The sequence below is a fragment of the Bifidobacterium kimbladii genome, assembly GCF_032193675.1.
Lineage (GTDB): Bacteria > Actinomycetota > Actinomycetes > Actinomycetales > Bifidobacteriaceae > Bombiscardovia > Bombiscardovia kimbladii.
In genome coordinates, this window is the sequence record NZ_JASTZZ010000003.1 from 207,403 (window position 1) to 233,357 (window position 25,955).

The 25,955-nt window shown below is 61.0% G+C and carries 23 protein-coding genes; 6 read left to right on the forward strand and 17 right to left on the reverse strand.

Features of this window, described 5'->3' with window-relative positions; all coding sequences use genetic code 11:
* Positions 1-123: 123 nt before the first annotated feature.
* The 9 genes from QRX41_RS05650 to QRX41_RS05690 all read right to left on the reverse strand — a co-directional run bounded on the left by QRX41_RS05650 (position 124) and on the right by QRX41_RS05690 (position 11,915).
* Positions 124-792, reverse strand: a complete 669-nt coding sequence (locus QRX41_RS05650; RefSeq protein ID WP_313839275.1) for an ATP-dependent Clp protease proteolytic subunit — start codon at positions 790-792, stop codon at positions 124-126.
* 9 nt (positions 793-801) lie between these two features.
* Positions 802-1,389 (reverse strand): ATP-dependent Clp protease proteolytic subunit, encoded by a 588-nt coding sequence (locus QRX41_RS05655; RefSeq protein WP_029676324.1) that lies wholly within the window; start codon positions 1,387-1,389, stop codon positions 802-804.
* Positions 1,390-1,568: 179 nt separating this feature from the next.
* A complete protein-coding gene (tig, locus tag QRX41_RS05660) occupies positions 1,569-2,945 on the reverse strand; it encodes a trigger factor (RefSeq protein ID WP_313839277.1) in 1,377 nt (458 codons plus the stop codon).
* Between the two features lie 49 nt (positions 2,946-2,994).
* On the reverse strand, positions 2,995-4,281 hold the full coding sequence (locus QRX41_RS05665) for an HRDC domain-containing protein (RefSeq protein WP_144086026.1): 1,287 nt from the start codon (positions 4,279-4,281) through the stop codon (positions 2,995-2,997).
* A 368-nt stretch (positions 4,282-4,649) separates the two neighbouring features.
* Complete coding sequence (gene pflA / locus QRX41_RS05670) at positions 4,650-5,531, reverse strand: pyruvate formate-lyase-activating protein (protein WP_015021700.1); 882 nt, start codon at positions 5,529-5,531, stop codon at positions 4,650-4,652.
* A 98-nt stretch (positions 5,532-5,629) separates the two neighbouring features.
* Positions 5,630-8,005: a formate C-acetyltransferase gene (gene pflB, locus QRX41_RS05675; RefSeq protein ID WP_046322815.1), complete on the reverse strand. Its 2,376-nt coding sequence runs from the start codon at positions 8,003-8,005 to the stop codon at positions 5,630-5,632.
* Between the two features lie 242 nt (positions 8,006-8,247).
* Entirely contained in the window at positions 8,248-8,484 is a 237-nt protein-coding gene (locus QRX41_RS05680; RefSeq protein ID WP_313839278.1) for a hypothetical protein, read from the reverse strand.
* Positions 8,485-8,489: 5 nt separating this feature from the next.
* Positions 8,490-10,169, reverse strand: coding sequence for an NAD+ synthase (locus tag QRX41_RS05685; RefSeq protein ID WP_396176793.1), 1,680 nt, complete (start codon positions 10,167-10,169; stop codon positions 8,490-8,492).
* 51 nt (positions 10,170-10,220) lie between these two features.
* On the reverse strand, positions 10,221-11,915 hold the full coding sequence (locus tag QRX41_RS05690; RefSeq protein WP_313839282.1) for an MFS transporter: 1,695 nt from the start codon (positions 11,913-11,915) through the stop codon (positions 10,221-10,223).
* 207 nt (positions 11,916-12,122) lie between these two features.
* Between QRX41_RS05690 and QRX41_RS05695 the strand changes: the two genes are divergently transcribed.
* The 5 genes from QRX41_RS05695 to QRX41_RS05715 are packed head-to-tail and all read left to right on the forward strand — an operon-like array spanning position 12,123 to position 15,261.
* Complete coding sequence (locus tag QRX41_RS05695; RefSeq protein ID WP_313839284.1) at positions 12,123-12,830, forward strand: TetR/AcrR family transcriptional regulator; 708 nt, start codon at positions 12,123-12,125, stop codon at positions 12,828-12,830.
* Entirely contained in the window at positions 12,821-13,177 is a 357-nt protein-coding gene (locus tag QRX41_RS05700; RefSeq protein ID WP_045924197.1) for a YccF domain-containing protein, read from the forward strand. The genes QRX41_RS05695 and QRX41_RS05700 overlap by 10 nt, the downstream gene beginning before the upstream one ends.
* Positions 13,178-13,205: 28 nt before the next feature.
* The gene (locus QRX41_RS05705) at positions 13,206-13,745 is read left to right on the forward strand and encodes a peptidylprolyl isomerase (RefSeq protein ID WP_045924196.1); all 540 of its coding nucleotides are present in this window, start codon (positions 13,206-13,208) and stop codon (positions 13,743-13,745) included.
* A gap of 12 nt (positions 13,746-13,757) precedes the next feature.
* Positions 13,758-14,249, forward strand: coding sequence for a very short patch repair endonuclease (locus tag QRX41_RS05710; RefSeq protein ID WP_313839286.1), 492 nt, complete (start codon positions 13,758-13,760; stop codon positions 14,247-14,249).
* Positions 14,215-15,261, forward strand: coding sequence for a Gfo/Idh/MocA family protein (locus QRX41_RS05715; RefSeq protein WP_313839287.1), 1,047 nt, complete (start codon positions 14,215-14,217; stop codon positions 15,259-15,261). Before QRX41_RS05710 ends, QRX41_RS05715 begins: the two co-directional genes overlap by 35 nt.
* 79 nt (positions 15,262-15,340) lie before the next feature.
* Here QRX41_RS05715 and QRX41_RS05720 read toward each other — a convergent pair whose 3' ends face one another.
* The 8 genes from QRX41_RS05720 to QRX41_RS05755 all read right to left on the reverse strand — a co-directional run bounded on the left by QRX41_RS05720 (position 15,341) and on the right by QRX41_RS05755 (position 25,071).
* Positions 15,341-16,348, reverse strand: a complete 1,008-nt coding sequence (locus QRX41_RS05720) for an ABC transporter permease (protein ID WP_229132901.1) — start codon at positions 16,346-16,348, stop codon at positions 15,341-15,343.
* Positions 16,345-17,424, reverse strand: a complete 1,080-nt coding sequence (locus tag QRX41_RS05725) for an ABC transporter permease (RefSeq protein WP_045924192.1) — start codon at positions 17,422-17,424, stop codon at positions 16,345-16,347. The genes QRX41_RS05720 and QRX41_RS05725 overlap by 4 nt, the downstream gene beginning before the upstream one ends.
* Positions 17,421-18,977 carry a sugar ABC transporter ATP-binding protein gene (locus QRX41_RS05730; protein WP_144086018.1) on the reverse strand — a complete coding sequence of 519 codons (1,557 nt, stop codon included), beginning with the start codon at positions 18,975-18,977 and terminating at the stop codon, positions 17,421-17,423. Before QRX41_RS05730 ends, QRX41_RS05725 begins: the two co-directional genes overlap by 4 nt.
* A 135-nt stretch (positions 18,978-19,112) precedes the next feature.
* Complete coding sequence (locus QRX41_RS05735; protein ID WP_045924190.1) at positions 19,113-20,087, reverse strand: ABC transporter substrate-binding protein; 975 nt, start codon at positions 20,085-20,087, stop codon at positions 19,113-19,115.
* A 192-nt stretch (positions 20,088-20,279) separates the two neighbouring features.
* Positions 20,280-22,028 (reverse strand): LpqB family beta-propeller domain-containing protein, encoded by a 1,749-nt coding sequence (locus QRX41_RS05740; protein ID WP_313839289.1) that lies wholly within the window; start codon positions 22,026-22,028, stop codon positions 20,280-20,282.
* Positions 22,025-23,662 (reverse strand): MtrAB system histidine kinase MtrB, encoded by a 1,638-nt coding sequence (mtrB, locus tag QRX41_RS05745; RefSeq protein WP_313839291.1) that lies wholly within the window; start codon positions 23,660-23,662, stop codon positions 22,025-22,027. Before mtrB ends, QRX41_RS05740 begins: the two co-directional genes overlap by 4 nt.
* Positions 23,659-24,372: an MtrAB system response regulator MtrA gene (mtrA, locus tag QRX41_RS05750; protein ID WP_313839293.1), complete on the reverse strand. Its 714-nt coding sequence runs from the start codon at positions 24,370-24,372 to the stop codon at positions 23,659-23,661. Before mtrA ends, mtrB begins: the two co-directional genes overlap by 4 nt.
* A 120-nt stretch (positions 24,373-24,492) precedes the next feature.
* The gene (locus tag QRX41_RS05755; protein WP_313839294.1) at positions 24,493-25,071 is read right to left on the reverse strand and encodes a haloacid dehalogenase-like hydrolase; all 579 of its coding nucleotides are present in this window, start codon (positions 25,069-25,071) and stop codon (positions 24,493-24,495) included.
* A gap of 431 nt (positions 25,072-25,502) precedes the next feature.
* Between QRX41_RS05755 and QRX41_RS05760 the strand changes: the two genes are divergently transcribed.
* Positions 25,503-25,943 carry a MarR family winged helix-turn-helix transcriptional regulator gene (locus tag QRX41_RS05760; RefSeq protein WP_045924188.1) on the forward strand — a complete coding sequence of 147 codons (441 nt, stop codon included), beginning with the start codon at positions 25,503-25,505 and terminating at the stop codon, positions 25,941-25,943.
* Positions 25,944-25,955 lie beyond the last annotated feature (12 nt).

A 25,955-nucleotide genomic window follows, 5' to 3' on the forward strand; every position in this document is an offset into this window, starting at 1 on the left:
CGCAAGGATCGCCGAAATCACATTCTGACCGGCATCGTCCATGATGCCAAAAACGTCCGGAGGCCGTGGGTCCCGAGGACCCGCCGCCATCCGGACGATCAATCTTGCGCGCAGTCACTGGAGCTAATTGCGGTGCTCCAGGACCTCGTCCACCATCCCGTAATCCTTGGCCTGCTGGGCGGTCAGAATGGTGTCCACCTCGATGTCCTTGCGGATCTTGTCGACATCCTGGCCGGTGTGCTTGGCCAGGGTCTCCTCCAGCCAGGTGCGCATGCGCAGCATCTCCTTGGCCTGGATCTCGATCTCGGTGGCCTTGCCGAAGTCCTGCTCCATGGCCGGCTGGTGAATCAGCACACGGGCGTTGGGCAGGATCAGCCGCTTGCCCTTGGTTCCGGCCGCCAGAAGAACCGCAGCAGCCGAGGCAGCCTGGCCCAGGCAGACAGTCTGCACATCGGGCTTGATGTACTGCATGGTGTCATAGATGGCGGTCATGGCCGTCATGGATCCTCCCGGCGAGTTGATGTAGATGATCACGTCGCGGTTGGGATCCTGGCTCTCCAGAACCAGCAGCTGGGCCATGATGTCGTCCGAGGAGGTGTCATCCACCTGGACGCCCATGAAGATGATCCTGTCGTCGAAGAGCCTGGTGTAGGGGTCCTGGCGCTTATAGCCGTAGGGGGTGCGCTCCTCGAACTGCGGCAGCACATAGCGGTCGGCGGGCATGGCGCCCAGGCCGCGAGGGCCGGCCAGTCGACGGGCCCGTGCTACGAATTGCGCTTCTTCAGATGCCATGTGGAGTGCTCACTTCCCTTGATCCGCGGTCATAGTGCCGTGGGTGGTCACGATCCGGTCGACAAAGCCGTACTCCAGGGCCTGTTGGGCCGTGAACCAGTGATCGTATTCGTTGTCCCGGTAGATCTCTTCCAGGGTGTGGCCGGTCTGCTCGGCCGTCAGCTGGGAGAGTGTGCGCTTCATGTCCATGATCAGCTCGGCGTTGATCCTGACATCAGTGGCTGTGCCTCCGACGCCGCCCGAGGGCTGATGCATAAGCACCCGCGCATGAGAGGTGACGAAGCGCTTGCCCTTGGCCCCGCTGGAGAGCAGGAACTGGCCCATGGAGGCCGCCATGCCGACTGCGACCGTAGCCACGTCAGGCTCGATCAGCTGCATGGTGTCGTAGATGGCCATGCCGGCTGTAATGGAGCCGCCAGGCGAATTGATGTAGAGCCAGATATCCTTCTTGGGATCCTCGGCCGCCAGCATCAGCATCTGTGCGCAGATGACGTTGGCGTTGGCGTCCTTGACCTCGTCCCCCAGCCAGATGATCCTGTCCTTGAGCAGTCGGTTGAAGATGGGATCGGTCGGCGCAGGGGCCTCCCCCTCCTCCATCACGGGACTGGTTGCCAATGAGTTGTTCACCCTGTCTCCTTCGATAAACGTATCTGTATTGAGAGTAGCCCCCGCAATCGACGCGGTCTTGGTCTTTCTGCTCTTTGCGCAACCGTTGCGACAGGGCCGCACCCAGGCTGTTTCGCCACTGGGTGCGGCCCTGCTCGCTGCTTTGAAAGCTACTCCTGATCCTGGGAGAGCTGGTCAGCCACTTCAGCCGCGGCGGAGGCAGCCTGGACGCTCTCGTCCTGCTCCTCCTGGGCCTCGGGCTCATCCTCGCCCAGGAAACGGCTCAGATCCACCTCCTGGCCATCGGGATCCTTGAAGGTGACAGCCCGCATGCCAGCCAGCATGCCCTTGGAACGGCCGACCTCCTGCACGGCCGAACCCAGCTGGCCGTTCCGGACGATGCCGTTGATGAAGGCGCTGGGATCCATGCCATACTGCTGGGCGATGGAAGCCAGGAAGTTGGTCACGTCGGCCTGGCTGACCGTGATGCCCAGCTTCTCAGCCAGGGCGTCCAGGGTCATCTGGTCGCGCAGCTCCTTCTCGACACTCTCCTCGGCCTCGGACTTCTCGTCCTTGCTGGCCTTGTCGGGATCCTTGCCGGTGTTCTTGAGCTGATCGGTCACCATGGACTGCTTGATGCCCTTGGGCACCGGGATGTCCAGGCCGTCCTGGAGCTTGGCGATGAAGGCGTCGCGTGCGTCAGTGGCCTGCCGACCCTCGGCATCCACCTGGCACTGCTTGCGCACGTCCTCGCGCAGCTCCTTCAGGGTCTCGAACTCCGAGGCCTCCTTGGCGAACTCGTCGTCCAGGTCGGGCAGCTCTTCGGCCTTGACCGAGTTGACCTTGACCTTGATCTGGGCCTTCTCGCCCTGGTGCTCGCCGGCCTCCAGGGTGCCCTCGAAGGTGGTCTCCTCCCCGGCAGACAGCCCGTCCAGGGCCTCATCCAGGCCGTCCAGCATAGTGTTGGAGCCCAGCTCGTAGCTGACCCCCTGCTGGGAGTCCACGGACTCGCCGTCGATGACGGCATCCAGGTCGATGTTGGCATAGTCGCCCTTGGAGGCGGGACGATCCACGCTGACCAGGGTGCCGAAGCGCTGACGCAGGTTGTCCAGACGCTTGTCCACGTCCTCGTCGGTGACGGCAGGCTTGGGGACCTCAATCTCCATGCCCTCGATGTCGGGCAGCTCGAACTTGGGACGAATCTCCACCTCAGCGGTGAACTTGAGCTTGGTGTCGTCCTTGGCCGAGGAAGGCATGTCCTTGACATCGATCTGCGGCTGGGCCATGGCGTGCAGCTGCTTCTCCTCCAGAGCCTTGGAGTAGAGCTCGGGCACGCCGGCGTTGACGGCCTCGCCCGCCACGCTGGCAAAGCCCACACGCTGATCGATGATGGGTCCGGGCACATGGCCCTTGCGGAAGCCGGGAATGGTTACCTGCTTGCCGATCTCCTTACGGGCCTGATCCAGGTAAGGGTTCAGCTCATCGGGATCGACGGTGATGGTGAGCCTGACCTTGGTGGGCTCGAGGTTTCTGACGCTGATTTTCACGCTGCGCTCCAATTCATCCAAACCGTTTGATCTGCCAGTAAGGCAACCGTTACATAATAGCGCGAGTCAGGGACTCTGACAGGAGCGAAACCTGCCAGGGACGGGCGCCCTCCTGACGCAGGAAGTCGGCCACATCCCGCTTCTCCGGTTGATCGGTCCAGCAGAGGTTGCGCAGGTAGCGGGGCTTGATCAGAATCTCGTCGGGGGTGTTGGTCTGGCGTCCCACCTCTGTCACCGCTTTGCGCGCTGCCTCCAGCCTGGCATATCGTTCCGGGTGGCGGTGCCGCCAGACCTGCATGGACTTAGGGGCATTGGTCTCCTCACACCGCGGCTTGGGAGGCACAGGCAGCTCTTCGGTGGGCAGATGCAACGCATCCAAAATGGCCTGTTTCCAGACTGAGGGTCTGACCCGGCGCTGGATGGGAGCATAGCGCTCGAACATGCGGTCCTGCTCACCGCCGGTGTGGATCCTGACCCGTTCGTTCAAGGATCGGATGGCTCGGAACTGGGCGTTGTTGCGGGGCTTGAGCCTGCCGGCCTCGATGATGGCCTTGTCGGGCAGGAGCAGCGTCGGAGCGATGTCGTTGCGCCGGGCCAGCTGGTCTCGGGTGGTCCACAGCGAACGGGCCACAGCAAGGCCTCGACGGTCATTGTGCAGGGCATTGATATGCGAAATATGCCGCCAGGGCTGCTCGGGCTCCGGCTTGGGGATTTTGCCCTGCTCCAGCAGCCAGGTGAATTCCTGCCTGGCCCACTCATCCTTGCCGTGACGGCGCAGATCCTCCAGCTCGCACGATCGCACCTGATCCAGCAGCTCCACATCCAAGGCGGCGTAATTGCGCCAATCACGCGGCAGTGGGCGGTAGGACCAGTCTGCGGCGGAGTGCTCCTTGGCCAGGGTCAGCCCCAGATAGTGTGCGGTCACTGCAGACAGGCCGTAATGACCGAGATTAAGCATCCTGGCCGCCAGCTCGGAGTCGAAGAGCGATGAGGGCCTCATGCCCAGTGCGTAGAAGCCTGGCAGATCCTGGGGGGAGTCATGAATGATCCACTGGGCACCATCAACGGCCTTATTGAATTCCGACCAGTCGCAGCCCGCCTGCGTCAGAGCCGGTGGGTCCAGCAGGAATATCCCCGCCCCCTGGCGCTTGAACTGGACCAGGTAGTCGTCGTGGCCATAGCGGAAGCCTGATGCGCGTTCAGCGTCCGCGGCCAGCGCACCACTCCCCTGGGACAGCAGCCGACATGCCCGGCGGTATCCGGCCATATCGTCGATGACCGACGGTACACCCTGGGCGGGCTCTGAAAGCAGCTGCGTCTTAGGATCCGTGGTCACCTGCGCTCAACCTCTTTTTTAGTTTGTCTTCCGTAACGCCACCGGGCCGACCAGGCCCGGAAAACACTCGCCTGAAAGCATAGTCCATGGCCTCAACCCGCTGACAATCGTTTACCGAGCATGACTGGTCAGCGATTTATCGATTTACAGTATCGGTCATCCATTGGATCCGCCACCCATTGGCTCTTCCAACCATTAAGTCGGTCATTCAGTGTGCAAGACATTCAGTGAGTCGGTCATTCGCTGATTGGCTGGCTAGCCTGCGCCCGATCAAACAAAACTCCCCACGGCATCTGCCGTGAGGAGTCATAAGTTGATTATTCGGGTTTGTCCTAGGACCGCCCGGGAACCACAGTGGGTTCTGCGGCTCAGTAGACCACGAAGCCGTGGGCCTCAAGCTGCTTCTTGACCCGATCCTTCAGGGCCGCCGAAGGGCCTTTGGCGTCCTCCAGCGGGTAGGGGATGCGAAGCTCATGCCACTTGGGCCGTCCAAGCTGATGGAAGGGAAGCACATCAATGTGCTCGATGGCATCCTTGAACTGTTCGCACACCCGCGCGACGTTCTCGACGTTCTCCTCGGAGTCGGTCAGCCCCGGCACCAGCACGAAGCGAACCCAAATCTTGCTGCCACGGGCAGCCAGACGCTTGCCGAATTCGATTGTGGGGGCCAACGTGCCGCCGGTCACCTTCTTGTAGGTGGCCTCGTCGCCGGATTTGACGTCCAGCAGACACAGGTCGATATCGTCAATCATGGCATCGGTGTAGTTGCGATTGAGGAAGCCCGAGGTGTCCAGGCAGGTGTGGACGCCCATCTCCTTGGCAGCGCGAAAGACGCGTGAGACAAAGGCTGCCTGCATCATGGACTCGCCGCCGCTGAAGGTGATTCCTCCGCCCGTGCTCTTGAAGAGGTCCTGGTAACGGGCCACCTTATCGATCATGGCCTGTAGGTATACGGGCTGGCCATCGCGCATCTTCCAGGTGTCAGGATTCTGGCAGTACTGGCAGCGCAGGGGGCATCCGCTCATGAAGACGGTCATCCTTGTGCCCGGCCCGTCCACTGAGGTATTGATGTCCCAGGAGTGAACAAATCCGATGTCGCCCGTGCGCAGGGCATTCATACGGTCGTGCCGGTCCAGTCCAATGGGCGATTCGAACCCTGAAAGGCCGCCCATCAGGGTCTGGCTCTGGTAGACCTTGGATTCCTTGAGCATGTGCGGCTGTGTGGTATGGAAGGTGGTGGTCTCCGTCATTGGATCCTCCTGAAAAAGACGAAAAGGGGGCGGGGCCTTGGTGCGCCCCGCCCCATGATTCACCGTCTCATCAACGGTTGACTATCGCACAAGGGCGATCAGTCGGTCACCGCGCCCTGGTGGAAGGTGCGGGAGATCACGTCGAGCTGCTGCTCGCGGGTCAGCTTGACGAAGTTGACGGCGTAGCCCGAGACGCGCACGGTCAGGTGCGGGTACTTCTCGGGGTGCTCGACGGCATCCTCCAGCTGCTCCTTGCGCAGTACGTTGATGTTGGCGTGGTAGAGCCCGTGGCCGTTGCCGGCGTCCAGGATGCCCACCAGGTTGTTGATGCGCTCATCCTCGTCGCGGCCCAGGCCGTCAGGGGTGATCGTGTTGGTCAGCGAGATGCCGTCCAGGGCGTCGTCGTAGTCGATCTTGCCCACGGAGAACATGGAGGGCAGCATGCCGTGCGAATCCATGCCGTTCTCGGGGTTGGCGCCGGGAGCGTACGGAGTGCCCTTCTTGTGGCCGGAGGGGAAGGACCCGGTGTTCTTGCCATACTCCACGTTGGAAGTAATGGTCAGGATGGACTGGGTCGGCACAGCGCCACGGTAGACAGGCAGGCGCTTGATCTGGCCCATAACGGTGGAGACAGTCCACTTGGCCAGGTCGTCGGCGCGATCGTCGTCGTTGCCGTAGATCGGGAACTCGCCGACGGTCTTGTAGTTGACGATCAGGTCATCGTCAGCGCCCTCGACATACTCAGGGGTGCCCTTGGCATCCTTGTTGTAGATCGGGTAGACCTTGGCGTACTTGATAGCCGACAGGGAGTCAGCGGCGATGGACAGGCCGGACATGCCGCAACCCAGGGTGCGGTAGACCTCCTTGTCGTGCAGGGCCATCTCAATGGACTCGTAGTCGTACTTATCGTGCATGTAGTGGATGATGTTCAGGGCCTCGACATAGGTCTCGCTCAGCCACTCCAGGGCCTTCTCGTAATTGTCCTTGACCTCTTGGAAGTCCAGAGAACCGTCTTCCTTGGGGGTGACAGGCTTGATCACGTCCTTGTCGATGACCTGCATGCCGGTCATCTCGTCACGGCCGCCGTTCATGGCGTAGAGCAGGGCCTTGGCGGAGTTGACGCGAGCGCCGAAGAACTGCATCTGCTTGCCGACCCTCATGGGGGAAACGCAGCAGGCGATGGCAGCATCATCGCCCCAGTGGGCGCGAATGTCCTTGTCGGACTCGTACTGGATGGCGGAGGTGTCGATGGAGATACGGGCGCAGAAGCGCTTGTAGCCCTCAGGCAGCTTCGGATCCCAGAAGATGGTGATGTTGGGCTCGGGGCCGGGTCCAAGGTGCTCCAGGGTCAGGGTTGCCAGCAGACGGAAGGAGGTCTTGGTGACCATGGGCCTGCCGTCATCGCCGAAGCCAGCGTCGGACCAGGTGGCCCAGTAGGGGTCGCCCGAGAAGATGTTGTCGTAGTCCTTGGTCCGCAGGAAGCGCACGATGCGCAGCTTCATCACGATGTTGTCGATGATCTCCTGGGCATCGGTCTCGTCGATCAGGCCAGCGGCCAGATCACGCTCGAAGTAGACGTCGAAGAATGCGGACAGACGGCCGATGGACATGGCGGCGCCATCCTGGCTCTTGACCGAGGCCAGGTAGGCCATGTAGGTCCACTGGACAGCTTCCTTGGCGTTCATGGCAGGACGGCTCAGATCCAGGCCGTACTCCTTGCCCAGGTTCAGCAGCTGCTTCAGAGCCTTGATCTGCTCAGCGTGCTCCTCGCGGAAGCGGATCCAGTGCTCGATCTCTTCCTCGGTGAAGTCGTTGCGGTAAGGAATCGAATCCTTGTCGGCCTTCTTGCGGGCAATCAGCTCGTCAATGCCGTAGAGGGCCACACGACGGTAGTCGCCAATAATGCGGCCACGGCCGTAAGCATCGGGCAGACCGGTCAGAATCTTGTTGTGGCGGGCCAGCTTGATCCTCTTGGTGTAAACGTCGAAGACGCCATCGTTGTGGGTCTTGCGATACCGGGTGAAGATCTTCTTGACCTCGGGGTCGGGCTCCTTGCCGGCCTCCTTGAGGGCCTGCTCAACCATGCGCCAGCCGCCGTAGGGCATCATCGCACGCTTGCAGGGCACGTCGGTCTGTATGCCGACAATCACGTCATCCTGAGTCTCGCCGGCAGGCTTGCCGTCGATGTATCCGGCCGGGAAGGCGTCAATGCCCGCCGGAGTGTGGGTATCCACGTCGTAGACGCGCTGCTTGCGCTCTACGGCAAGGAAATTGTCGTCCAGGTAGTTCCACAGGAACTTGGTCTTCTCGGTGGCCGGTGCCAAGAAGGACTCATCACCGGTGTACGGAGTGTAGTTCTTTTGAATGAAGTCGCGAACGTCGATGTCTTTCTTCCAGTCCTCGCCCTTGAAGCCCTTCCAAGCCTTGGCTTGCAGCTCTGCGGGAGAGACGGTGTTGGTCTCAACTGCTGTCATAGTCAACTCCTTGTTGATATGGTCAATGGCGCTTCCTCACACCACTGTCACTTTCAAGTATAGAGTGCGCACTACCTCGAGAAACCGAAACGCGACGTGAGCTATATCACACTAAGGGCAGACTTGCAATGGGCGCCACGCCCATATCTTGCAAACTCGCCCGGCACACCGTCTCAATCCCCATCCGTGCTGATTGCACGGCCAACTGGTCGCCAGGGCAGGTTATCGATCCGGCTGGAGCTTCATCTGTCAGCTGATGACTGTCCCTGCCCAGGGTCTCCCTCCCAGGCTTGCCGCCAACGGCGATCTTCTTCATCCCATTCCTTATTCCGACGCTTGGCGATCTTCCAGGCATCGAGGGCCTCCTGCTTGCTGCGGTAGGGGCCCATCCGCCTGTCCTGGGGAGACAGCTTGCCTTGCTCGGGTCTGCCGGTGACCGTATTGAAATACCAGGCCGCTTGCTCCTGTTCGGAACCCATGACAATCACTCCCTGAAAGCGTTGGTCACCGGCAACCGACGGTCCCGGCCGAAGGCCAGTGAGGTGACCTTGGGCCCCAGCGGATATTGGCGCCGCTTCCACTCAGCCCGATCCACCAGCCGCATGACCGTGTCGACCGTATCGGGGTCGAAGCCATCGGCCAGAAGGTCGGCCCGACCGTGCGCATGCTCGATGTATGCCTCCAGAACCTTGTCAAGCAGGCTGTAGTCGGGCAGGGAATCAGAGTCCTTCTGCCCTTGGCGCAGCTCGGCCGAAGGCGGCTTAACGATGGAATTGACCGGAATGGGCTCACGTTCGCCTCGTGCCTGGGCCTGGGCGTTGCGCCAGCGGGCCAGCTGCCAGACCCGGGTCTTGAGCAGATCCTTGATGGGCGCGTAGCCTCCGACCGCATCGCCATAAATAGTTGAGTAACCGCAGGCCAGCTCGGACTTGTTGCCTGTAGCCAGTGCCAGAAGCCCCTCGGCATTGGCGTAGGCCATGACGATGACACCGCGTATCCGGGCCTGCAGATTTTCTTCAGCCACCCCTTCCAGATGCAGCTGCCCTTGGAAGGCATTGAATTCCGGGCCTATGGCTTGGACCACGTAACGCACGCCCAGACGCTGGGCCAGGTCGGCGGCATCATCCCGGGAGCCTTCCGAGGAATAACGGCTGGGCATGGAAATGCCGCGCACGTGCTCCCCCCCGCAGGCATCGGCGGCCATGGTGGCCACCAAGGCCGAGTCTATCCCGCCTGAGAGCCCCAGGCAGACACCGGTGAAATGATTCTTGGCCATATAGTCTTTGAGCCCCAGCACGCAGGCCCGATAGACCTCCTCGTCCCCAGGCATCTCTTCGGCCATGCATGACTTGCTGGGCATTGGGCGCTCCCCTCGTGCAGGCAAGGTCCACGTGGACAGATCCTGGACGAACCTGGGCGAGCGCTCCAGCAGGGTGCCATCCTGGTCCACCACAAAGCTGCCGCCGTCGAAGACCAGATCGTCCTGCCCGCCCACCTGGTTCAGGTAGAGCAGAGGCGCACCAACCTGTTTGGCCCGGCGAGCCGCCAGCTCGTAGCGGACATGCCCCTTGCCCTCCTCGAAGGGGGAGCCATTGATGGTCACTAGGAGGTCGATGTCCCGGCCAGCCAGGTCGCTGATGGGATCGCCCTCCTGCCAGATGTCCTCGCAGATGGCCAGCCCTATCCGATGCCCCTGCACCTCCAGGACCACGGTTCTGTCCCCCGGAGTAAAAATCCTGTACTCGTCGAAGACTCCGTAGTTGGGCAGGAAGTGCTTGTCATAGCCGGCCTCGACACGCCCCTGGTGCAGGACCACCAGCCGATTGCGGGGCCTGTCCTGATCCGCGTCGGTACCCACGGTCCCCACGATCACATGCAAATGGCCCAGACCCTGCTCGTCGAGCTCCCTGGCCAGACGGTCGGCCCGGGACCAGGCGGCCCGACGGAAGCTGGCGCGAAATGCCAGGTCCTCGATCGGGTAACCGGTCAGGCTCATCTCGGGAAAGACCACCAGGGCCGCCCCCTGCTCAGCGGCCTTGCGGGAGTAATCCATAATAATGTCGGCGTTGCCGTCAAGATCGCCCACACAGGTGTCGATCTGAGCCAGAGCCACCAGCAGATCGCCATCCCGCTGCGGCTGTTCGTCTTGTATGCCCATACCCATGATTCTAAACCGTGCGGGGAGGGACCCGGGAAAAACGGGATCGCGGACGCCTCAGACCTTGTCGGCGCCAGCCTTGCGGGCGGCCCGACGCACCAGCACCGAGGCAGCCAGTCCCACGAGAAGCAGCAGGACTGCAAAGCCCATGGCCCACTGGGCGCCCTGGGTGAATCCCTCGGTCAGGGCATTGGTCACTTGAGGACCCAGGGCTCCCAGCCGACCCCGTGTGCCCTGGGCGCGCAGGCCGACGATGGCATTCCCGGCAGAGGACTGAACGGATCTGACCAGGCCATCGGCCATCTGCGCCGAGATCCCCTTGAGCGCCGTCAGATGCCTTGGCAGCACCAGGCTCAGAGCCAGGGAGAGGGCGGAACCGGAGACTGCAGCACCCAGGGCGGTCCCCCACTGACGAATGGTGGACTGGGTGGCCGAAGCCTGGCCGGACTGGGCCACCGGAACACCGGAGAGCACCAGGCTGGTCAGCTGTGCCGAGGCAAAGCCCAGGCCGGCACCGTAGATGATCAGAGTCAGGGTCATGGGCCAGACCGGCACCGACCCGCGCATGAGCAGAATGGACAGGGCCACGCCGACGATCTCCATCAGCAGGCCCGTCTGCACCGTGCCGCCGGCCCCCAGACGGGCTGAGACCACCCGGGCCAGACCGCCCGAAACAACTGACCCCAGAGCCATGACGCCCAGGATGGATCCGGCCCCCAGTGGACTCAGGCCTCTGGCGTTGATCAGGTAGAGGGGCAGGATGAACATGACTGCGAACTGACCAGCGTTGACGATGGCGGCCGTCAGGTTGCCCCAGCCGAAAGTGCCGATGGCGAACATGGAAACGTCCAGGATGACCATCCTGCCTCTGCGCGCCCTGGCCAGCTCGGTCATCGCAAAGGCGGCCAGCAGGGCCAACCCCAGGAGCAGACTGACCGGGACCGGCGACAGCGGTGCCGATGCGGACCAGTGCAGAGGGCCCAAATCGAGTGCAGCGCGGGGGCGCCACCAGCCGTAGGTCTGCCCCTCGATCAGCGCAAAGACCACCAGAGCCGACCCCAGGGCCGAAAGGAGTATGCCCTTCCAGTCGGCAAGCATCCCCCACCGGTCGCCGGTCTGCCGGGGCGCTGACTTGGTCTCGGGCACAAAGACTGCGCTGGCCAGGAGGACGATCAGGCCCAGGGGCAGATTGACCAGGAAAATCCACCGCCATCCGATGGTGCTGGTGAAGACCCCGCCCAGGAAGGGGCCGACCGCCGCAGCAGAGGACATGACGGCCCCCCAGATGCCGAATGCAGTAGCCCGGTGACGACCCCGGAAGGTGGCGGACACGGTAGACAGGGTGGATGGCATGACCAGGGAACCGCCGATTCCCTGAACAAGCCGGGCCAGAAGCAGCATTGTGCCGGAGGAGGCCGATGCGGCGAAGACGGAACCCAGCACAAAGATGACCGTGCCCACCTGCAGGATCCGCTTGCGTCCGATCATGTCCCCCAGTCGACCGGAAGGCAGGAGCAGGGCCGCCAGGACGATGCTGTAGAGGGCGGTCACCCACTGGGCCTGAGCCAGGTTGATGTGGATGGCAGCGATGATGGAGGGGATGGAGACGTTGACGATGGACGAATCCAGCACAATCATGGCCAGACCCAGGGCCAGCACCCAGAGGGCACGCCAGGGCGGTGCTGCCTCCTGAGACTCTTGACGGTTCCTCTGGATGCCCATCTTCACGTCCGTACTTACCGATCCGGTCATCGGAGCTCCCCTCACCCTGGTCTGCGAATTTTTTGCGACTATACGTCGCGAAAACATATCTGGCAAGTTCACTCAGCGCGGACAAGCCGCACGCTGAACCAGTCCTTACAGCTTGGTTCCTCAGCAAATAGGCCATATCATATGCCCCAAGACCGGCCCAGCCCGATTCCCAATCGCTGCACCCAGGAGGCCGGACCAAGGAGAACCATGCCCAGGATCCGCGAATCCACGCTCCAGGAGCACCGCGCCAAGACCTTGGACCAGATCATCGCCGCCGCCGAGGCCATCCTGCGCACCGGCGGGCGAGGCCAACTGACCATGGCCGAGGTGGCCCGGCGCGCCAATCTGGCCCGGAACTCCCTCTACCGCTACGCCCGGGACGCCGACCAGCTCTGCGACATGGTCATGGAGCGGCACCTGCCCGACTGGGGCCGTGCCCTGGATCAATCCCTGGGCAAGGCAGAAGACCCGCGCCGGACGATCGAGGTCTGGACCCGCACCAATCTTGAACAGGCAGGGCTACACGGACACGGCTGGCTGATGAACCTCTACGCCGAGCAGCACGACGAGCAGCTACGCCAGGCCCTGATCTATGGCAACCCCTCGAATTCCCATGAGCCCGCCCCAGGGAGCGACCGGTCCACAGGCCGGCAGGTCAAAGCCCTGCTGGACTTCCACCGACAGGTCAACCAGCCGCTGATCCAGGCATGGACGGCCCTGCGCCCAGCAGATCCGGCCATGGGCGTGGAGGTGACGCGAGGCATCGTCCAATCAGGCATGCGGCTGATTGATGCCCTGGACCAGGAGCTCGCCCCCGAGCAGCGGCAGAAACGACTGACTATCATCATCGAGAAGGTGACCGCCTGCGCCAAGGCCGTCACCGCCACCCTGACGGAAGGATCCACATGCGCCTGATCGGCAACATCTGCTGGCTGCTGCTGGGAGGACTGGCCATTGCCCTGGCATGGGCCCTGATAGGCATCCTGCTCTGCCTGACCGTGGTGGGCATCCCCTTCGGTCTGCAGGCCTTCAAGATGGCCAGACTGACTTTGACCCCCTTTGGCCGACAGGTCATCTATGGAGGCGGGCTGGGATCATGGCTGGCCAATCTGCTCTGGATCATTCTGGGCGGCTGGTGGCTGGCCCTGGCCTATCTGGTGGCCGGACTGGTCACCATGTTGACCGTGGTGGGCATCCCCTTCGGTCTGCAGGCCTTCAAGATGGCCCGCCTGGCCCTGATGCCCTTCGGATCCTCAGTGTGAGTCGCCATCTTATGAAAGGATTGGTGACATGAGCACAGTTATCATGCATACCTCGGAGGGCGATATTCGCCTGGACCTCTTTGACGATCAGGCCCCTGAAACCGTAGCCAACTTCCTGGACCTGGCCGCAGGCCGCAAAAACTGGACCGACCCCGAAACGGGCCAGAAGCGTCAGGATCCCTTCTATGACGGGCTGACCTTCCACAGGATCATCAAGGATTTCATGATCCAGGGCGGCTGCCCGCTGGGCACCGGCACAGGCGGCCCCGGCTACGAGTTCGACGATGAGATCGACCCCTCCCTGACCTTTGAGGAACCCTACAAGCTGGCCATGGCCAATGCAGGGCTGCGCCGTGACCCCGCCACAGGGAAGACCCATGGCACCAATGGATCACAGTTCTTCATCACTACCGTCCCCACCCCCTGGCTCAACGGGCATCACACCATCTTCGGCCAGGTGGCTGATGAGGATTCCCGGAAGGTAGTCGACAAGCTGGACGCCGTAGCCACCGATTCGAGCGACCGTCCCCTTGAGCCGGTCTTCATCAACAGCGTCGAAGTCCTCTGAGCCGGGCCGGGGATGGTTTCGAAAAAGACACCCAGCAGATTCCAGCCCGGCACACGCAGCTACACCATGTCCCGAATCAGGGGCACGGAGACATCAATAGAACGCCAGGTCCGGTCATATCTCTTCTCGCGCGGTCTGCGGTTTCGCAAGAACGACAAGAGGTATCCGGGCCATCCCGATGTGGTTCTGCCCAAGTGGAGGGCCATGGTATTCGTCAATGGCTGTTTCTGGCACATGCATCAGGGCTGTGCCAAATTCTCCCTTCCCAAATCCAATGTGGAATATTGGACCACAAAGCTGACAAGGAACCGTCTGCGGGATCAGGAACAGGGCGAAAAACTGAAAGCCATGGGTTGGCGGGTTTTCACAGTCTGGGAGTGCCAGCTGGACACCCGACATGCCGAGGAAACCCTGAAGAAATTGTATGAGGCCATCACAGCAGATGGCCGTCCAAACGAAGGAGTCAAGGATGAGCAGATTGAACGGCAAAGGACAAGAGGCTGAGCAGAAGGGCATGCGGGTCAACTTCGCCATTCTCGGCGCCGGACGGATAGCCAACGCCCTGGCCAAGACGGTGGTCATGATGGCCAAAGACCAGCAATACAGCCATCTGGTTGCCCCATACGCCGTGGCCTCGAGGGATGGGGATCGCGCAGCCGCTTTCGCCAAAAAATATGGATTCGAGCACTCTTATGGTTCCTACCAGGAGCTCCTGGACGATCCCCAAGTGGATCTGGTCTACATCGCCACGCCTCACAGCCTCCACGCCGAGCAGGCCATCGCCTGCATGAAGGCGGGAAAGAACGTGCTGGTCGAGAAGTCCTTCACGGCCAACGCCGACCAGGCCAGGCAGGTCATCGAAACATCCGAGAGCACCGGTCTGCTCTGCACCGAGGCCATCTGGACCAGGTACATGCCCTCGCGCTCCATCATCGACGACATCGTCTCCTCAGGGGAAATCGGCACCGTCAGAACGGTCACCGCCAACCTGGGATATGTGACCGTGGGCAAGGCCAGAATGACCGACCCGGCCCTGGCCGGCGGCGCCCTGCTCGACGTGGGCGTCTACCCTCTCAACTTCATCGACATGGTCATGGGGCCCAAGCCCATTGAGCGGGTCTGCACGGATTGGGTCCGCAGCCCGGAGGGCGTGGACAGCCAGAACTCCACGACCATTTTCTACCAGGATGGATCCATGGGGGCAGCGACCAGCTCCATGGTCTCGGCCAGCGACCGGATCGGCGGCATCTGGGGAGACCAGGGCTACCTGCAGTGCATCAACATCAACAATGTGGAGTCCGTCGATCTGTACGACGCGGATCACCAATTGAAGAAGCGCTACCCCATCCCTGACCAGCTGACCGGTTATGAGTATGAGGTGTCCAGTGCAGCGCAGGCCATCCTGGACGGCGAGACCGAGTGCGCCCAGATGCCCCACAAGGACACCCTGCGCATCATGGAGCTCATGGACTCTCTGCGCCGCCAGTGGGGATTGGTCTTCCCCTTCGAATCATGAACCAGCAATGCGAATGGGGGCTGATGCCGCAATCGCCACGGCATCAGCCCCCATTCGGATCATCCAGGAAAGCCCTGCTTCATTCCTTTCTCACGAAGGTCACCAGACGCTGGAGGATGACGAAGACCAGAATCATCAGACCAACCACGATGGTGACAGCCTCGGCAGGAACGCCGAAGTCCGAGGTCAGAGGATCGATGATCGAACGGACCAGCGCACCTATGACAGAACCCAGCACGTAGCCGTAACCCCCAGTGATCAGGGTGCCGCCGATGACGACTGCAGCTACAGCGTCCAGCTCCCAGCCCACGCCCATGGTGTTCTTGGCTGAACCGATGCCAGCCACATAGACGATGGAAGCGATGGAGGCCAGGACAGCCGAAGTCAGGTAGATGACATACTGCGTCCGCTTGACCGGAAGGCCCATCAGCTCGGCCGAGGACCGGGAACCGCCGATGGCGTAGATGGTACGGCCCGTCCTGGTCTTGTGGAGGATGACATAGCTGACTGCCACAACGACCAGAGCGACTACCACGCCGAAGTTCAGCGAAAGGTCATTGGAAATCTTCGGGTTGTCGATGATTTTCAGTCCCTCGCCGCCGATCCAGCTGAAGTTGTTGTTCTGCGGCATATTGAGCGAATCAGTTGAGATGATGGAGGCTATGCCCCTGGCCAGGAACATAGTGGACAGCGTGGCGATGAAGGGCTGCATGTTGAACTCTTCGATGAGCACGCCGGCCAGCAGTCCAAAGACTGCGCCAATGGCGATCATGATGACGATGACCAACCCCGCCGGCACGCCGGCGATCATGAGCTTGACACCGACGACGCCAGTGATGGCGACTATGGCCCCCACGCTCAGATCGATGCCACCGGTGAGAATGGGGAAGGTCATGGCTACTGCCAGGATCACCAGGTAGGCGTGGTCCATGAACAGCGAGGACATGAATCCCAGCCGGATATAAGTGCCGAAGAGCACCTGGCCCATGATCAGCATGAGCAGGAAGATGACCACGGCAGCGACTGTCGGAATGGCCCTGGGGCTCAGCCGGAAACCTGCTTGTCTGCTTGCACTCTTCTTCATCATGCCACCACCTCTGCAGACTGCCTCATGGCACGCCTGCGTTTGAACTCAGCGACCGCGTTGTGCACCTTGGGCGCCTGCATGACGCAGATGATGATGACCACCACGGCGAAGAAGGCTGGCGTGGCGGCTGAATCAATGCCCAGGGTGATGATGGTCTTGCGGATCATCGCAATGATCACGGCGCCGAAAGCGCTTCCCAGCAGCGAGAACTTGCCACCCAGCAGGGAGGTGCCTCCAATGACCACAGCCAGAATGGCATACATCTCTAGGTCCTGACCGGTCTTGACCACATCGACCCTCATCACTGAAGCAGTCGCGAACAGCCCTGCCACAGCGGCCAGCAGACCGGAGATGGCGTAGACCAGGAAGAGGATCCGCCGGGGCTTGATGCCGGTCATTCGGCTGGCTTCCTGGTTGATGCCCACCGACTCGATCATCATGCCGGCTGCCGTCTTCCTCATCAGAAGACCGACAAGGCAGACGATGATCACTGCTATGACGAAATTGGCCGGGATTCCCAGAATGAAGCCATTGGCCATCCAGCGCAACGGTCCGCTGCCGGCCACGCCTGAAGCGTCGGCATTCTGCCCATTGGTGATGACCTTGGCCAGTCCCCTGCCTGCCAGCATCATGATCAGCGTGGTGATGAAGGGCTGGAGTCCCAGAATGGAGACCAAGGCGCCGTTGATGCAGCCCAGAACCAGACCTACGGCCAGGGAGATCAGAATGGCCATCCAGACGTTCACCCCGTTGATCAGCATCTGCATGGCTGCAGCTCCGGCCACGGCCATGAGCGAGCCGACCGAAAGGTCGATGCCCGAGGTCGAGATGACCAGGGTCATGCCGGTGGCGATCATCAGGTATCGCGCAGACTCCTGGATCATGGTGATCAGGGGTCCTGCCAGGCCGCCTGTGCGCGGATTGTATGACAGGCTGAGGAAGGAATGATCCACTAGGGTGCAGACCACAATCAGCGCGAGGAAGGCGACCACGCTCCAAATCAGCTGATTGCCGAATATGCGGCGCAGGAAGGATGGACCTTCATCCTCCGATTGCTGCTTGGCGGGCTTGCTCATCTTTCCTCCTTTCCTTGAGATTGTCCAGAGACCGAGGTGTTGGCTATGTCTTCCACGATGGTCTGCTGGGAAACCGTGTCATCGTTGTCCATCAGGTCGATCTTGTGACGGTCCTTGAGGACGGTTATCTGATCGGAGAGGCGGACGACCTCATCAAGCTCAGAGGAGATGAAGACCACGCTCATGCCCTGGGCGGCCAGATCCAGCACCGTCTGCTGGATCTCCGCCTTGGCGCCGATGTCGATTCCCCTGGTCGGTTCGTCCAGGATCAGCAGCTCAGGATCCGTGGCCAGCCACCTGGCCAGCAGGACCTTCTGCTGGTTTCCTCCTGAAAGGTTCTTGATCAGCCTGTCGGGATCGGCCGGGCGGACATTGAGCTCCTTGATGTACTTGTCGACTATCCGGTCAGCCTCCTTCCTGGGGATTGGCCTGAACATGCCCCGGGTGGCCTGGAGGGCCAGGATGATGTTCTCCCTGACCGTCAGGTCGCCGATGATGCCCTCATCCCTTCTGTTCTCCGTAGAGTAGGCAATCTTGTTCTTCAGGGCGTTGGCCGGGCTGTCGATGGAGATCTTCTTCCCATCAAAGGTGTAGGTACCCTTGTCGGGCTTGTCTGCGCCGAAGAGCAGGCGGCCGATTTCGGTTCTGCCGGAACCCAGCAGGCCGGCCAGTCCCATGATCTTGCCCTTGAAAAGATCCATGTCGAAGGGGTAGATGCTGCCCTTTCTGCCGAAGCCGCGGACGCTGGCCAGAGGCCGGTCTGTTGCGGCTTGGGGTGTCTCTTTCCTCGACTTGGTGCCGATCAGCGAGAGCTCATCGGCGTTCTTGCCGATCATCTTGGTAATAAGGACATCGCGCGGCATGTCCTTGACCATGGTCTCCTCGACGAATTTGCCATTGCGCAGAATGGTCATTCTGTCGGCGATCTCGTAGACCTGGTCCAGGAAGTGGGAAACGAACAGTATGGCGATGCCCCGGTCCCTGACCTTGCGCATGATCCGGAAAAGATCCTGAACCTCATTGGCATCCAGCGAAGATGTCGGCTCATCCAGGATCAGGACCTTGGCATCGATGACCATGGCCCTGGCGATGGCCACCAGTTGCTGCATGGCTATGGATATCTCATTGAGCGGTGTGTGAGGATCCAGATCCGTCAGGCCCATCTGGGCCAGAAAGCCTTTGGCCGCCTCATGGGTCTTGCGCCAGTTGATGCCCAGGTGCCCCCTCACCTCGTGTCCGAGCATGACGTTTTCGCCCACGCTCAGATTGGTGCACAGGTTGACTTCCTGGTAGACCGTGGCGATGCCGGCGTTCTGCGCATCGGCTGTGCCGTTGAAAATCCTGTTTTGGCCGTTGACGGTGATGGTTCCCGCGTTGATTTTGTATACCCCGGTGAGCGCCTTGATCATGGTCGATTTGCCTGCGCCGTTCTCCCCCATGAGGGCATGGACCTCACCGGGGAACAGACGCAGATCGACATTGTCGAGCGCCTTGACACCAGGGAATTCAATGCTGATTCCCTTCATGGAGACCAAGGGTGCTTCTTTTGTCATTGTCTTGCCTCATCAAACTGAATGCTGATCGAGGGCGGTACCGCGGCCCAAAGACCCTTTCCCGCCCATGAAAAACGGCGTACCGCAACCTTCCCGGGTGCGCCGTCCTGTGCGTCCTATGCGATCAGCGATAGATCAGTACGCTCTGGAATCGATGACCTTCTTGGCCTCGTCGGCGGTGAAGACCTTCGAATCAATGACGATGTTCTTCTTGACCTTCTTGCCGTCCAGGTAATCCTTGACGGTCTTGGCGGTCGTTTCGCCGAAGAGCGGGTTGTACTCGATCACCAGCGACAGATCGCCGTCGATCAGGGCCTTCAGAGCAGGCTTGGTGCCATCGATGGTGATGATCTTGACCTTGCCCTTAAGACCTGCGGCATCGACAGCCTGTGCAGCGCCCAGGCCCATCTCGTCGTTCTGCGAGAAGATGAACTGGACATTCTGGCTCTTGTACTTGTCCAGCAGTCCGGCGGTGACGGTCTTGGCCTCGTCAGTGGACCAGTTGGCCGACTGGCTCTCCAGAACCTTGATGTTGCCACCGATCTTGGAATCCCAGCCCTTCTGGCGGTCCTTGACCACCGACAGGCCGGCAGGGCCCTCCAGAATCAGGCCATTGGCTCCATCAGGGAAGTTCTTGTTGACGAACTCTGCCGCCTGCTGCCCTGCCCACTCGTTGGAAGGTCCGATGTGGGAGGCGACCAGGCTTTCGTCCTTGGTCTGCACGTTGCGGTCGACCAGGAAGACCGGGATCTCGGCCTCCTTGGCCTTCTTCAGCGACTCATCCCATCCGCTGTCCTCGGTGGAGGACAGGACGATGGCATCAACCTCGTCGTTGACGAACTTGTTGAAGGCCTGGATCTGCTTCTGCTGATCGTTGTTCTGGGTCGGCGAATAGATCATGTTGAATCCGGCATTCTTGAAGGCCTTCTTCAGATCGTTCTCGTTGGCCGTGCGGAAGCCGCCCTCAGGACCTACAGCAACGAATCCGATGGTCTTCTGCTTGTCGCCGCCCTTGCTGGAGCTGGATCCGGAAGAGCCGCAAGCTCCCATGGCCAAGACCGCAGCCGAGGCCGTGGCGATGGTCAGCGCCTTCTTCAGTACTGTATTCATTGTTCTCCTCCTTGAGTAGTCAGCATCGAAGCCACAGCATTATGATCATCGATGATGACATCCACGATTTTCAGTATCGTTTTTCCTCTTGCCGAGCTCAAGGCGCAGTGATAACAAATCGATAACAGTTCAACCACACCGACAGCCAAGCTGCAGCCGAGCCGCAGCCGGTCCCACCCATCCCGGCGATTGTCACCTGCCGCTGGTAACCGTATCCACCTGGGAATCAATGATGTACCACATGCCCTCCAGGGCTCCGGAAAGGCAGTGAACGATGCCCGAACGGTCCAGGGCGATCAGGCTCTGCATCTGATTGACCTGCCCTGCAGCCAAGCCTGTGGTTCCGGCCGGCAAATGCTGGATCGTCTCCGGACCAGGGGCGATCTGGGAATGGCCGCCCGCATCCATGTCGCCATCCTTGTAGACCAGGGTGTCGTCGTTGTAGAAGGTCAAGGCCCTGATATCCCGATGTCGGGCGATGACCTGGAACTGGTCGCTCAAGCCCTTCGGCCGCTGATTCTCGCCTCGGACAATACCCAGCATGACCAGGGTGTTCATACCCTGCGAACCATCTTCGAGCACCAGGCATAGACGCTGCCCCTCAGGTGCCACAGTCAGGGCGACCACACGCCGCCCATGCAGCCAGGGCAGGGCGAATTCCAAGGCACCCGGCTTGCCTGCGTCGACCAGGATGGCGGAATCACTCTGCCTGACAGCCCAAACCTCATCGGTGAAACTGCCGGCTATGGCGGTAATGGGTGTGCCGGCAAACAGTTTTCCGCAGGATGAAGCATCGGGTTTCAGACAGGTCACCTGGCCCTGATCAGACAGCAGCGCACCGCCATTGGAGGAAAAGACCAGCCCCCTGGGCTCATGAAAGACGGGAGGCTGACCGACCCTGATCAGGTTCGAGGAGTTGAAACCTACCACCCCGCTGCTGCCCAGACTGTAGATGCGGTTGGAAGTCTGCCCTGAAGCTATGGTCAGGTCGTCATCCGCGTGGGAATAGTCAATCCCTGACGCATCGACCACCCGCAGATCAAACTCGCCATTGCCGTCGCCCAAGAGCATCCGCATTTGATGGACCAGCATGGCCCTGTTTTCGCTGCTCAGGGAGGCGAAGGAGCTGCTGACCCTGATTTCCATGCGTCCCTTGACCTGCTGCACCGCATCGACCGCCAGGGAGACCTTGGCGGTGTTGAAGTTCGTCACGGAATCCCGCAGCCAGGCCGGAGGGCCCTTCAGCAGTTCCTTCAGGGCCAGGGTCCTCCAGTTTCGCCAGCCGAACCAGCGGTTGTCGGGAACAGGCACACCCTTGGCCAAGGGGAACTGATAGATGACGACCTGACGGTAGACCTGCATGAAATCATCCGAAGAGATCACTATCCCCGCCGGGGCCTTGCTGATCCGCCATTGGCCGCGCACTTTAGCGAGCTCAAACCGTTCGGTCCTGTACCCTGAGCCGCAGTCCTGCTCGGTGACGGAGAATATTCCATGGGCGTCCAAGGAGCCAATGCACTCGGTGGTCAGGTCAAGGGCAGTCCTCTTCCCGCTGCCCTCGTCATCCACGCGGTCATAGACAGGGGAACCCTTATAGATCGAGACGGATGCATTGAAATCCCATCCCGCAAAGGCCCGCTTGGTCATGTAGGACTTGGCGACAGCAAAGCCATCGCTTTGAATGCCGGTAGGCAGAGCCGCCAGGAAGCCCTTGACAATGCTCTCTGGCACGGCTCCGTCCACAGGACCCTCCGGGGAGGAGAAGACGCGATGCTGCTGATTCTCGATGGGACTGAGCTGACGGACCGACCCTGAGGTCGGCAGCCCGAATGGATTGGCGCAGCCTCCTGCGACCAGAGCAGCCACCATGGCCACACACATCCCCAGCATCCGCACAGGGCGAAAGGCTCTTGGCCAGCGTGACGGTCTGAAAATGCTCATGATGCAGCCTCTTCGAAGAAGCCTTCCACGTCCAGACCATGGCCAGGCTGGAATCGGACCGGCGCACTCCCCTGATCCAGTTGCTCACAGACATCCCTGGGCAGGGTCAGCAGGAACCAGGTCCCCTGCCCAACCTGCGAGCGCACCTGGAGCAGGCCATGCATGAGGTCGGTATTGTCCAAGGCGATCGACAGCCCCAGACCTGTACCGCCCGTCAACCGAGACCGCGACGGATCGGCCCGCCAGAACCGTTCGAATATATGAGTCAGGTCTTCGGGCGCAATGCCGGTTCCCCAGTCGCGCACACTGAATACCACGGCCTGCTCCGAGACGGCCAGCCGCAGCTGCACCGGCCCGTCCTCGGCGAAATCGATGGCATTGTTGACCAGGTTGCGCAGAATCGAAGTGCAACGGCTGGCATCGACGGTGATCATCACCTTGTGGTCGGGAAGGAGCGCCTTCACGGGAACCCCCTTCGTCCTGGCTATCTGGGCGACCTGCTGGACCACGTTGCGGACCAGATCGCAGGCATCGCACAGGTCCGGATTCAGCGATGTCTGGCCAGCCTCGTACCTGGATATTTCGAGAAGATCCTCAAGCATGCTGGCGAAGCGCGACACCTGCTTGTCCAGCAATTCCACGGTCCTGCGCTTGCTGGGATCCAGGTCGTCCCGAGTCTTGAAGAGCAGGTCCGTGGCCATGCGGATGGTGGTGACCGGGGTCCGCAGCTCATGGCTGACGTCTGATACAAACCTGCGCTGGTAGGCTTCGGCCTCCTCCAGCTGACCGATCTTCTCATTGATGGAATCAGCCATCACGTTGAAGGAACGCTGCAGGGTGCCCAGCTCATCGGTCCGGTCCTCAGTGACCCGGACGTCCGACTCCCCTTGGGCCAATCCCTTGGCGGCACCTGCCACCTTGGTCACCGGACGGATGACTGAGTGAAGGGCCAGGAACACGATGATCCCCATCACAACGCTGGTCACCACGCTGACCGCAAGAAGGGCCATCTGCACGGAGAGCACAGAGCGCTGCTGGTCTGCGAAGGAGTAGATGGCATAGAACTCGATCCCTCCGGTAGTGGCCGGCCTCAGCATGGACCCCATGACGATGCCCGGGACCGGGTACTGACCCTTGTCGGCCGTGTTGATCATCTGCGAGTATGAGTGGCTGCCATTTGAGACGACGGCATTCCTGATTTCCGGGGTGATCAGGTCGCTGTCTCCCGGGGCAGTGGATACAGGGACGAACCTGCGGGCTGTGGAGTCATCCGGCCAGATGAAGACCCCAACCATGTTGGGCGCCCCCTCATTCTGAACGTTGGCTGCCATATTGACCACCAGTTTCTGATAGCTGCCCTCATCACCGGTGATGTCTGCGGAGTCAAGTCCTCCCTGAGCCCTGGTCAGCTCAGCGGCAAAGTCGGCCTGTGCCTGTCGTAGAACCTGGTTCAAGAGGGAGGTCCTGACCGAATACAGGGAGGCTGTCATGAAGACGACGCCGATCAGGAGTGCCGAAACCGTTGCCAGAAGGACCATTCGTATCTGCAGGGAGCTCCTGACTGCTCTGTAGAGCCTGCGCAGGAACATCCCGACTGCGGAAGACACGACCCCGTGCCTCGTGCGACTGCTCATGATCCTGGCCGCTCAGCCGCATACTTGTAACCGATGCCCCGAACCGTCTCGATGATTCTGGGATTTTCGGGATCGTCTTCGATCTTCTGCCTGAGACGCTGCACGTGGACGTTGACCAGACGGGTATCGCCCATATCCTGGTAATCCCAGACCTTCCGCAGCAGCTCTCCCCGGCTGAGCACCTCCCCGGGATGCGAGGCCAGCACGTAGAGCAGCTCGAACTCCGTGGGTGTCAAGGAAAGCTGCCTGCCCCGCTTGACCGCAGTGTGCTCCTGGCGGTTGATCTCTATCAGGCCATGGATGGCGGCCGGTGACTCCTGCCCCTGCTGATCAGCCCGGACCGAGACCGGACGCAGACGTGCATGGATCCTGGCCAGGAGTTCATCGGTGCTGAAGGGCTTGACCACATAGTCATCGGCTCCAGCCTCCAGACCCTCGACGATGTTCCTGGTATCGGATTTGGCCGTCAGCATGATGATGGGGACATTGGATCTGGACCTGATCCACCGGGCGATGCCAATCCCATCCATGCCGGGCAGCATGATGTCCAGCAGCACCAGATCAGGTTCCACCGTAGGGAATATCTCCACTGCCCTGGACCCATCCGTACAGGTCACCGGCCTGTAGGACTTCGTCTGCAGCACTATTGACAACATCTCGCCCAGATCCCTGTCATCGTCGACAATCAGTATCGTGGCCGGCTCTTTCACAAGAAGCCCTCCCTCGTTCTCAGCATGCCATTATGCTCACTTGCTTCTAAGCAGAACGATAGCAGGGTTGGTCGGGGCTGAACCCGCCGACGGATCTTGGCGGGAATTGGCAGGGTTGACCTATTTGATGCGACGGACCCGGCCATGCTCCACCATATAGGCACGCCGCGCCAGATCGATCATGGGCAGATCGAAGGCCGAATCGGTGTAAAAGGCGTCAATGGCCGTCTTCTTGCCCAGGATCCGCTGAAAATGCAGGGGCTTGTCAGGCCCGAAGTTGAGGTAGCCCACGGTCAGGGATTCCAAATCCAGGGTGGAGCCGATGCAGCGAGTGATGCCCAGTCGGCGGCAGGCCTCCCCCGCCACCAGATCGAAGGAGGCGGTCACCACCACATCGTCAGCCTGGGGGGTGTACCAATCCATGATCTTGTGCATGTTGGCATCCCAGAATTGGTTGACCAGCCGGTCCATGTCAAAGCCGGGACGCGAGGTCAGCCGACGCAGGTAGCGCGAGCCCACCCGACGCATGGCCGAGTCCAGCTGCTCCAGGGTGACCCGGCCCAGACGATAGCGGACGGCATAGAAGAGGGCAATCGGCAGGTAGCCAAGCACCCGCGGATCCTTGCGGACAGTGAACAGGTAGAAGTCAAGCAGGCTCTCGCCATCGTAGATGGTGCCGTCGAAGTCCAGTACCCGCATGCCAGTCCTTTCCAGATCTCAGCGCTAAAAAGCGAACATCTTAGCATACCGTGGAGCAATGACGGTGATAGTCCCCGACTTCCATGGGTCATACTCCCCCAAATGCTGACCCGCACAGCCTCGTGAACAGGCAGTCCCTTTTCAGCCCACGAGCACGAAGGAGACAGAAATCCCTAGACGATCGGCCGTGACAGGCCTCGATCGGAATCGGCGTCTGGGCAATCATGGCCTGCCTGATCCATGTCCCGATCGTGGATCATCCCCATGGTGTCGACGGTATTGATATGATGAAAATGCGTTGTTCATATAAGGCCGAGGTTTGGGACTTGTCGAAAATGGGCCTGGAAGGGGAACGGCGCCGAAGGGGTCCATGCGGTCAATCATGTCCGCCGAGCTCTTTGATTTTCCTTACCAGCTAGGGGGCAGCAGCGATGTTGAAGAAGAGCCACTACCACAACCTGAGCAGCTGCATAGCCGGAATCTACCGGCATGCACGCAATGACACCAGCCGGTACATGGGCGACTCCACCTTACGGGGCACTCAAGGTGATCTGATCGTATATCTCTATGATCATCCAGGCCTCAGTCAGCGGCAGATCGCCCGGGATCTGTGCGTAGACCCCAGTCTGCTGGCCAGGGATCTCAAGGCTCTGAAGGCCCAGGGCCTGGTCAGCCGTGAACAGAACCCAGCCGATCACCGCGTCAATATCATCGCCCTGACCAGGTCGGGCGCAGACATCGCGCGCAAACGGATCAGGTCGGTCAACAACTGGTGGACGGACCTGTTCAAGCAGAATCCCGATATCGACCCCGAGACCTTCCAGACCGAGCTGCGCTGCGTCTACAACCGGCTGCTGGCCAATCAGCTCTGACCCGCTTACCGC

Bases quoted from the DNA above. Each gene is read 5' to 3' on its own strand.
- QRX41_RS05650 (WP_313839275.1), bottom strand. From the start codon at position 792: ATGGCATCTGAAGAAGCGCAATTCGTAGCACGGGCCCGTCGACTGGCC.
- QRX41_RS05655 (WP_029676324.1), bottom strand. From the start codon at position 1,389: ATGGAGGAGGGGGAGGCCCCTGCGCCGACCGATCCCATCTTCAACCGA.
- pflA (WP_015021700.1), bottom strand. From the start codon at position 5,531: ATGACGGAGACCACCACCTTCCATACCACACAGCCGCACATGCTCAAG.
- pflB (WP_046322815.1), bottom strand. From the start codon at position 8,005: ATGACAGCAGTTGAGACCAACACCGTCTCTCCCGCAGAGCTGCAAGCC.
- QRX41_RS05680 (WP_313839278.1), bottom strand. From the start codon at position 8,484: ATGGGTTCCGAACAGGAGCAAGCGGCCTGGTATTTCAATACGGTCACC.
- QRX41_RS05685 (WP_396176793.1), bottom strand. From the start codon at position 10,169: ATGGGTATGGGCATACAAGACGAACAGCCGCAGCGGGATGGCGATCTG.
- QRX41_RS05690 (WP_313839282.1), bottom strand. From the start codon at position 11,915: ATGACCGGATCGGTAAGTACGGACGTGAAGATGGGCATCCAGAGGAAC.
- QRX41_RS05695 (WP_313839284.1), top strand. From the start codon at position 12,123: ATGCCCAGGATCCGCGAATCCACGCTCCAGGAGCACCGCGCCAAGACC.
- QRX41_RS05700 (WP_045924197.1), top strand. From the start codon at position 12,821: ATGCGCCTGATCGGCAACATCTGCTGGCTGCTGCTGGGAGGACTGGCC.
- QRX41_RS05705 (WP_045924196.1), top strand. From the start codon at position 13,206: ATGAGCACAGTTATCATGCATACCTCGGAGGGCGATATTCGCCTGGAC.
- QRX41_RS05710 (WP_313839286.1), top strand. From the start codon at position 13,758: ATGGTTTCGAAAAAGACACCCAGCAGATTCCAGCCCGGCACACGCAGC.
- QRX41_RS05715 (WP_313839287.1), top strand. From the start codon at position 14,215: ATGAGCAGATTGAACGGCAAAGGACAAGAGGCTGAGCAGAAGGGCATG.
- QRX41_RS05720 (WP_229132901.1), bottom strand. From the start codon at position 16,348: ATGATGAAGAAGAGTGCAAGCAGACAAGCAGGTTTCCGGCTGAGCCCC.
- QRX41_RS05725 (WP_045924192.1), bottom strand. From the start codon at position 17,424: ATGAGCAAGCCCGCCAAGCAGCAATCGGAGGATGAAGGTCCATCCTTC.
- QRX41_RS05730 (WP_144086018.1), bottom strand. From the start codon at position 18,977: ATGACAAAAGAAGCACCCTTGGTCTCCATGAAGGGAATCAGCATTGAA.
- QRX41_RS05735 (WP_045924190.1), bottom strand. From the start codon at position 20,087: ATGAATACAGTACTGAAGAAGGCGCTGACCATCGCCACGGCCTCGGCT.
- QRX41_RS05740 (WP_313839289.1), bottom strand. From the start codon at position 22,028: ATGAGCATTTTCAGACCGTCACGCTGGCCAAGAGCCTTTCGCCCTGTG.
- mtrB (WP_313839291.1), bottom strand. From the start codon at position 23,662: ATGAGCAGTCGCACGAGGCACGGGGTCGTGTCTTCCGCAGTCGGGATG.
- QRX41_RS05755 (WP_313839294.1), bottom strand. From the start codon at position 25,071: ATGCGGGTACTGGACTTCGACGGCACCATCTACGATGGCGAGAGCCTG.
- QRX41_RS05760 (WP_045924188.1), top strand. From the start codon at position 25,503: ATGTTGAAGAAGAGCCACTACCACAACCTGAGCAGCTGCATAGCCGGA.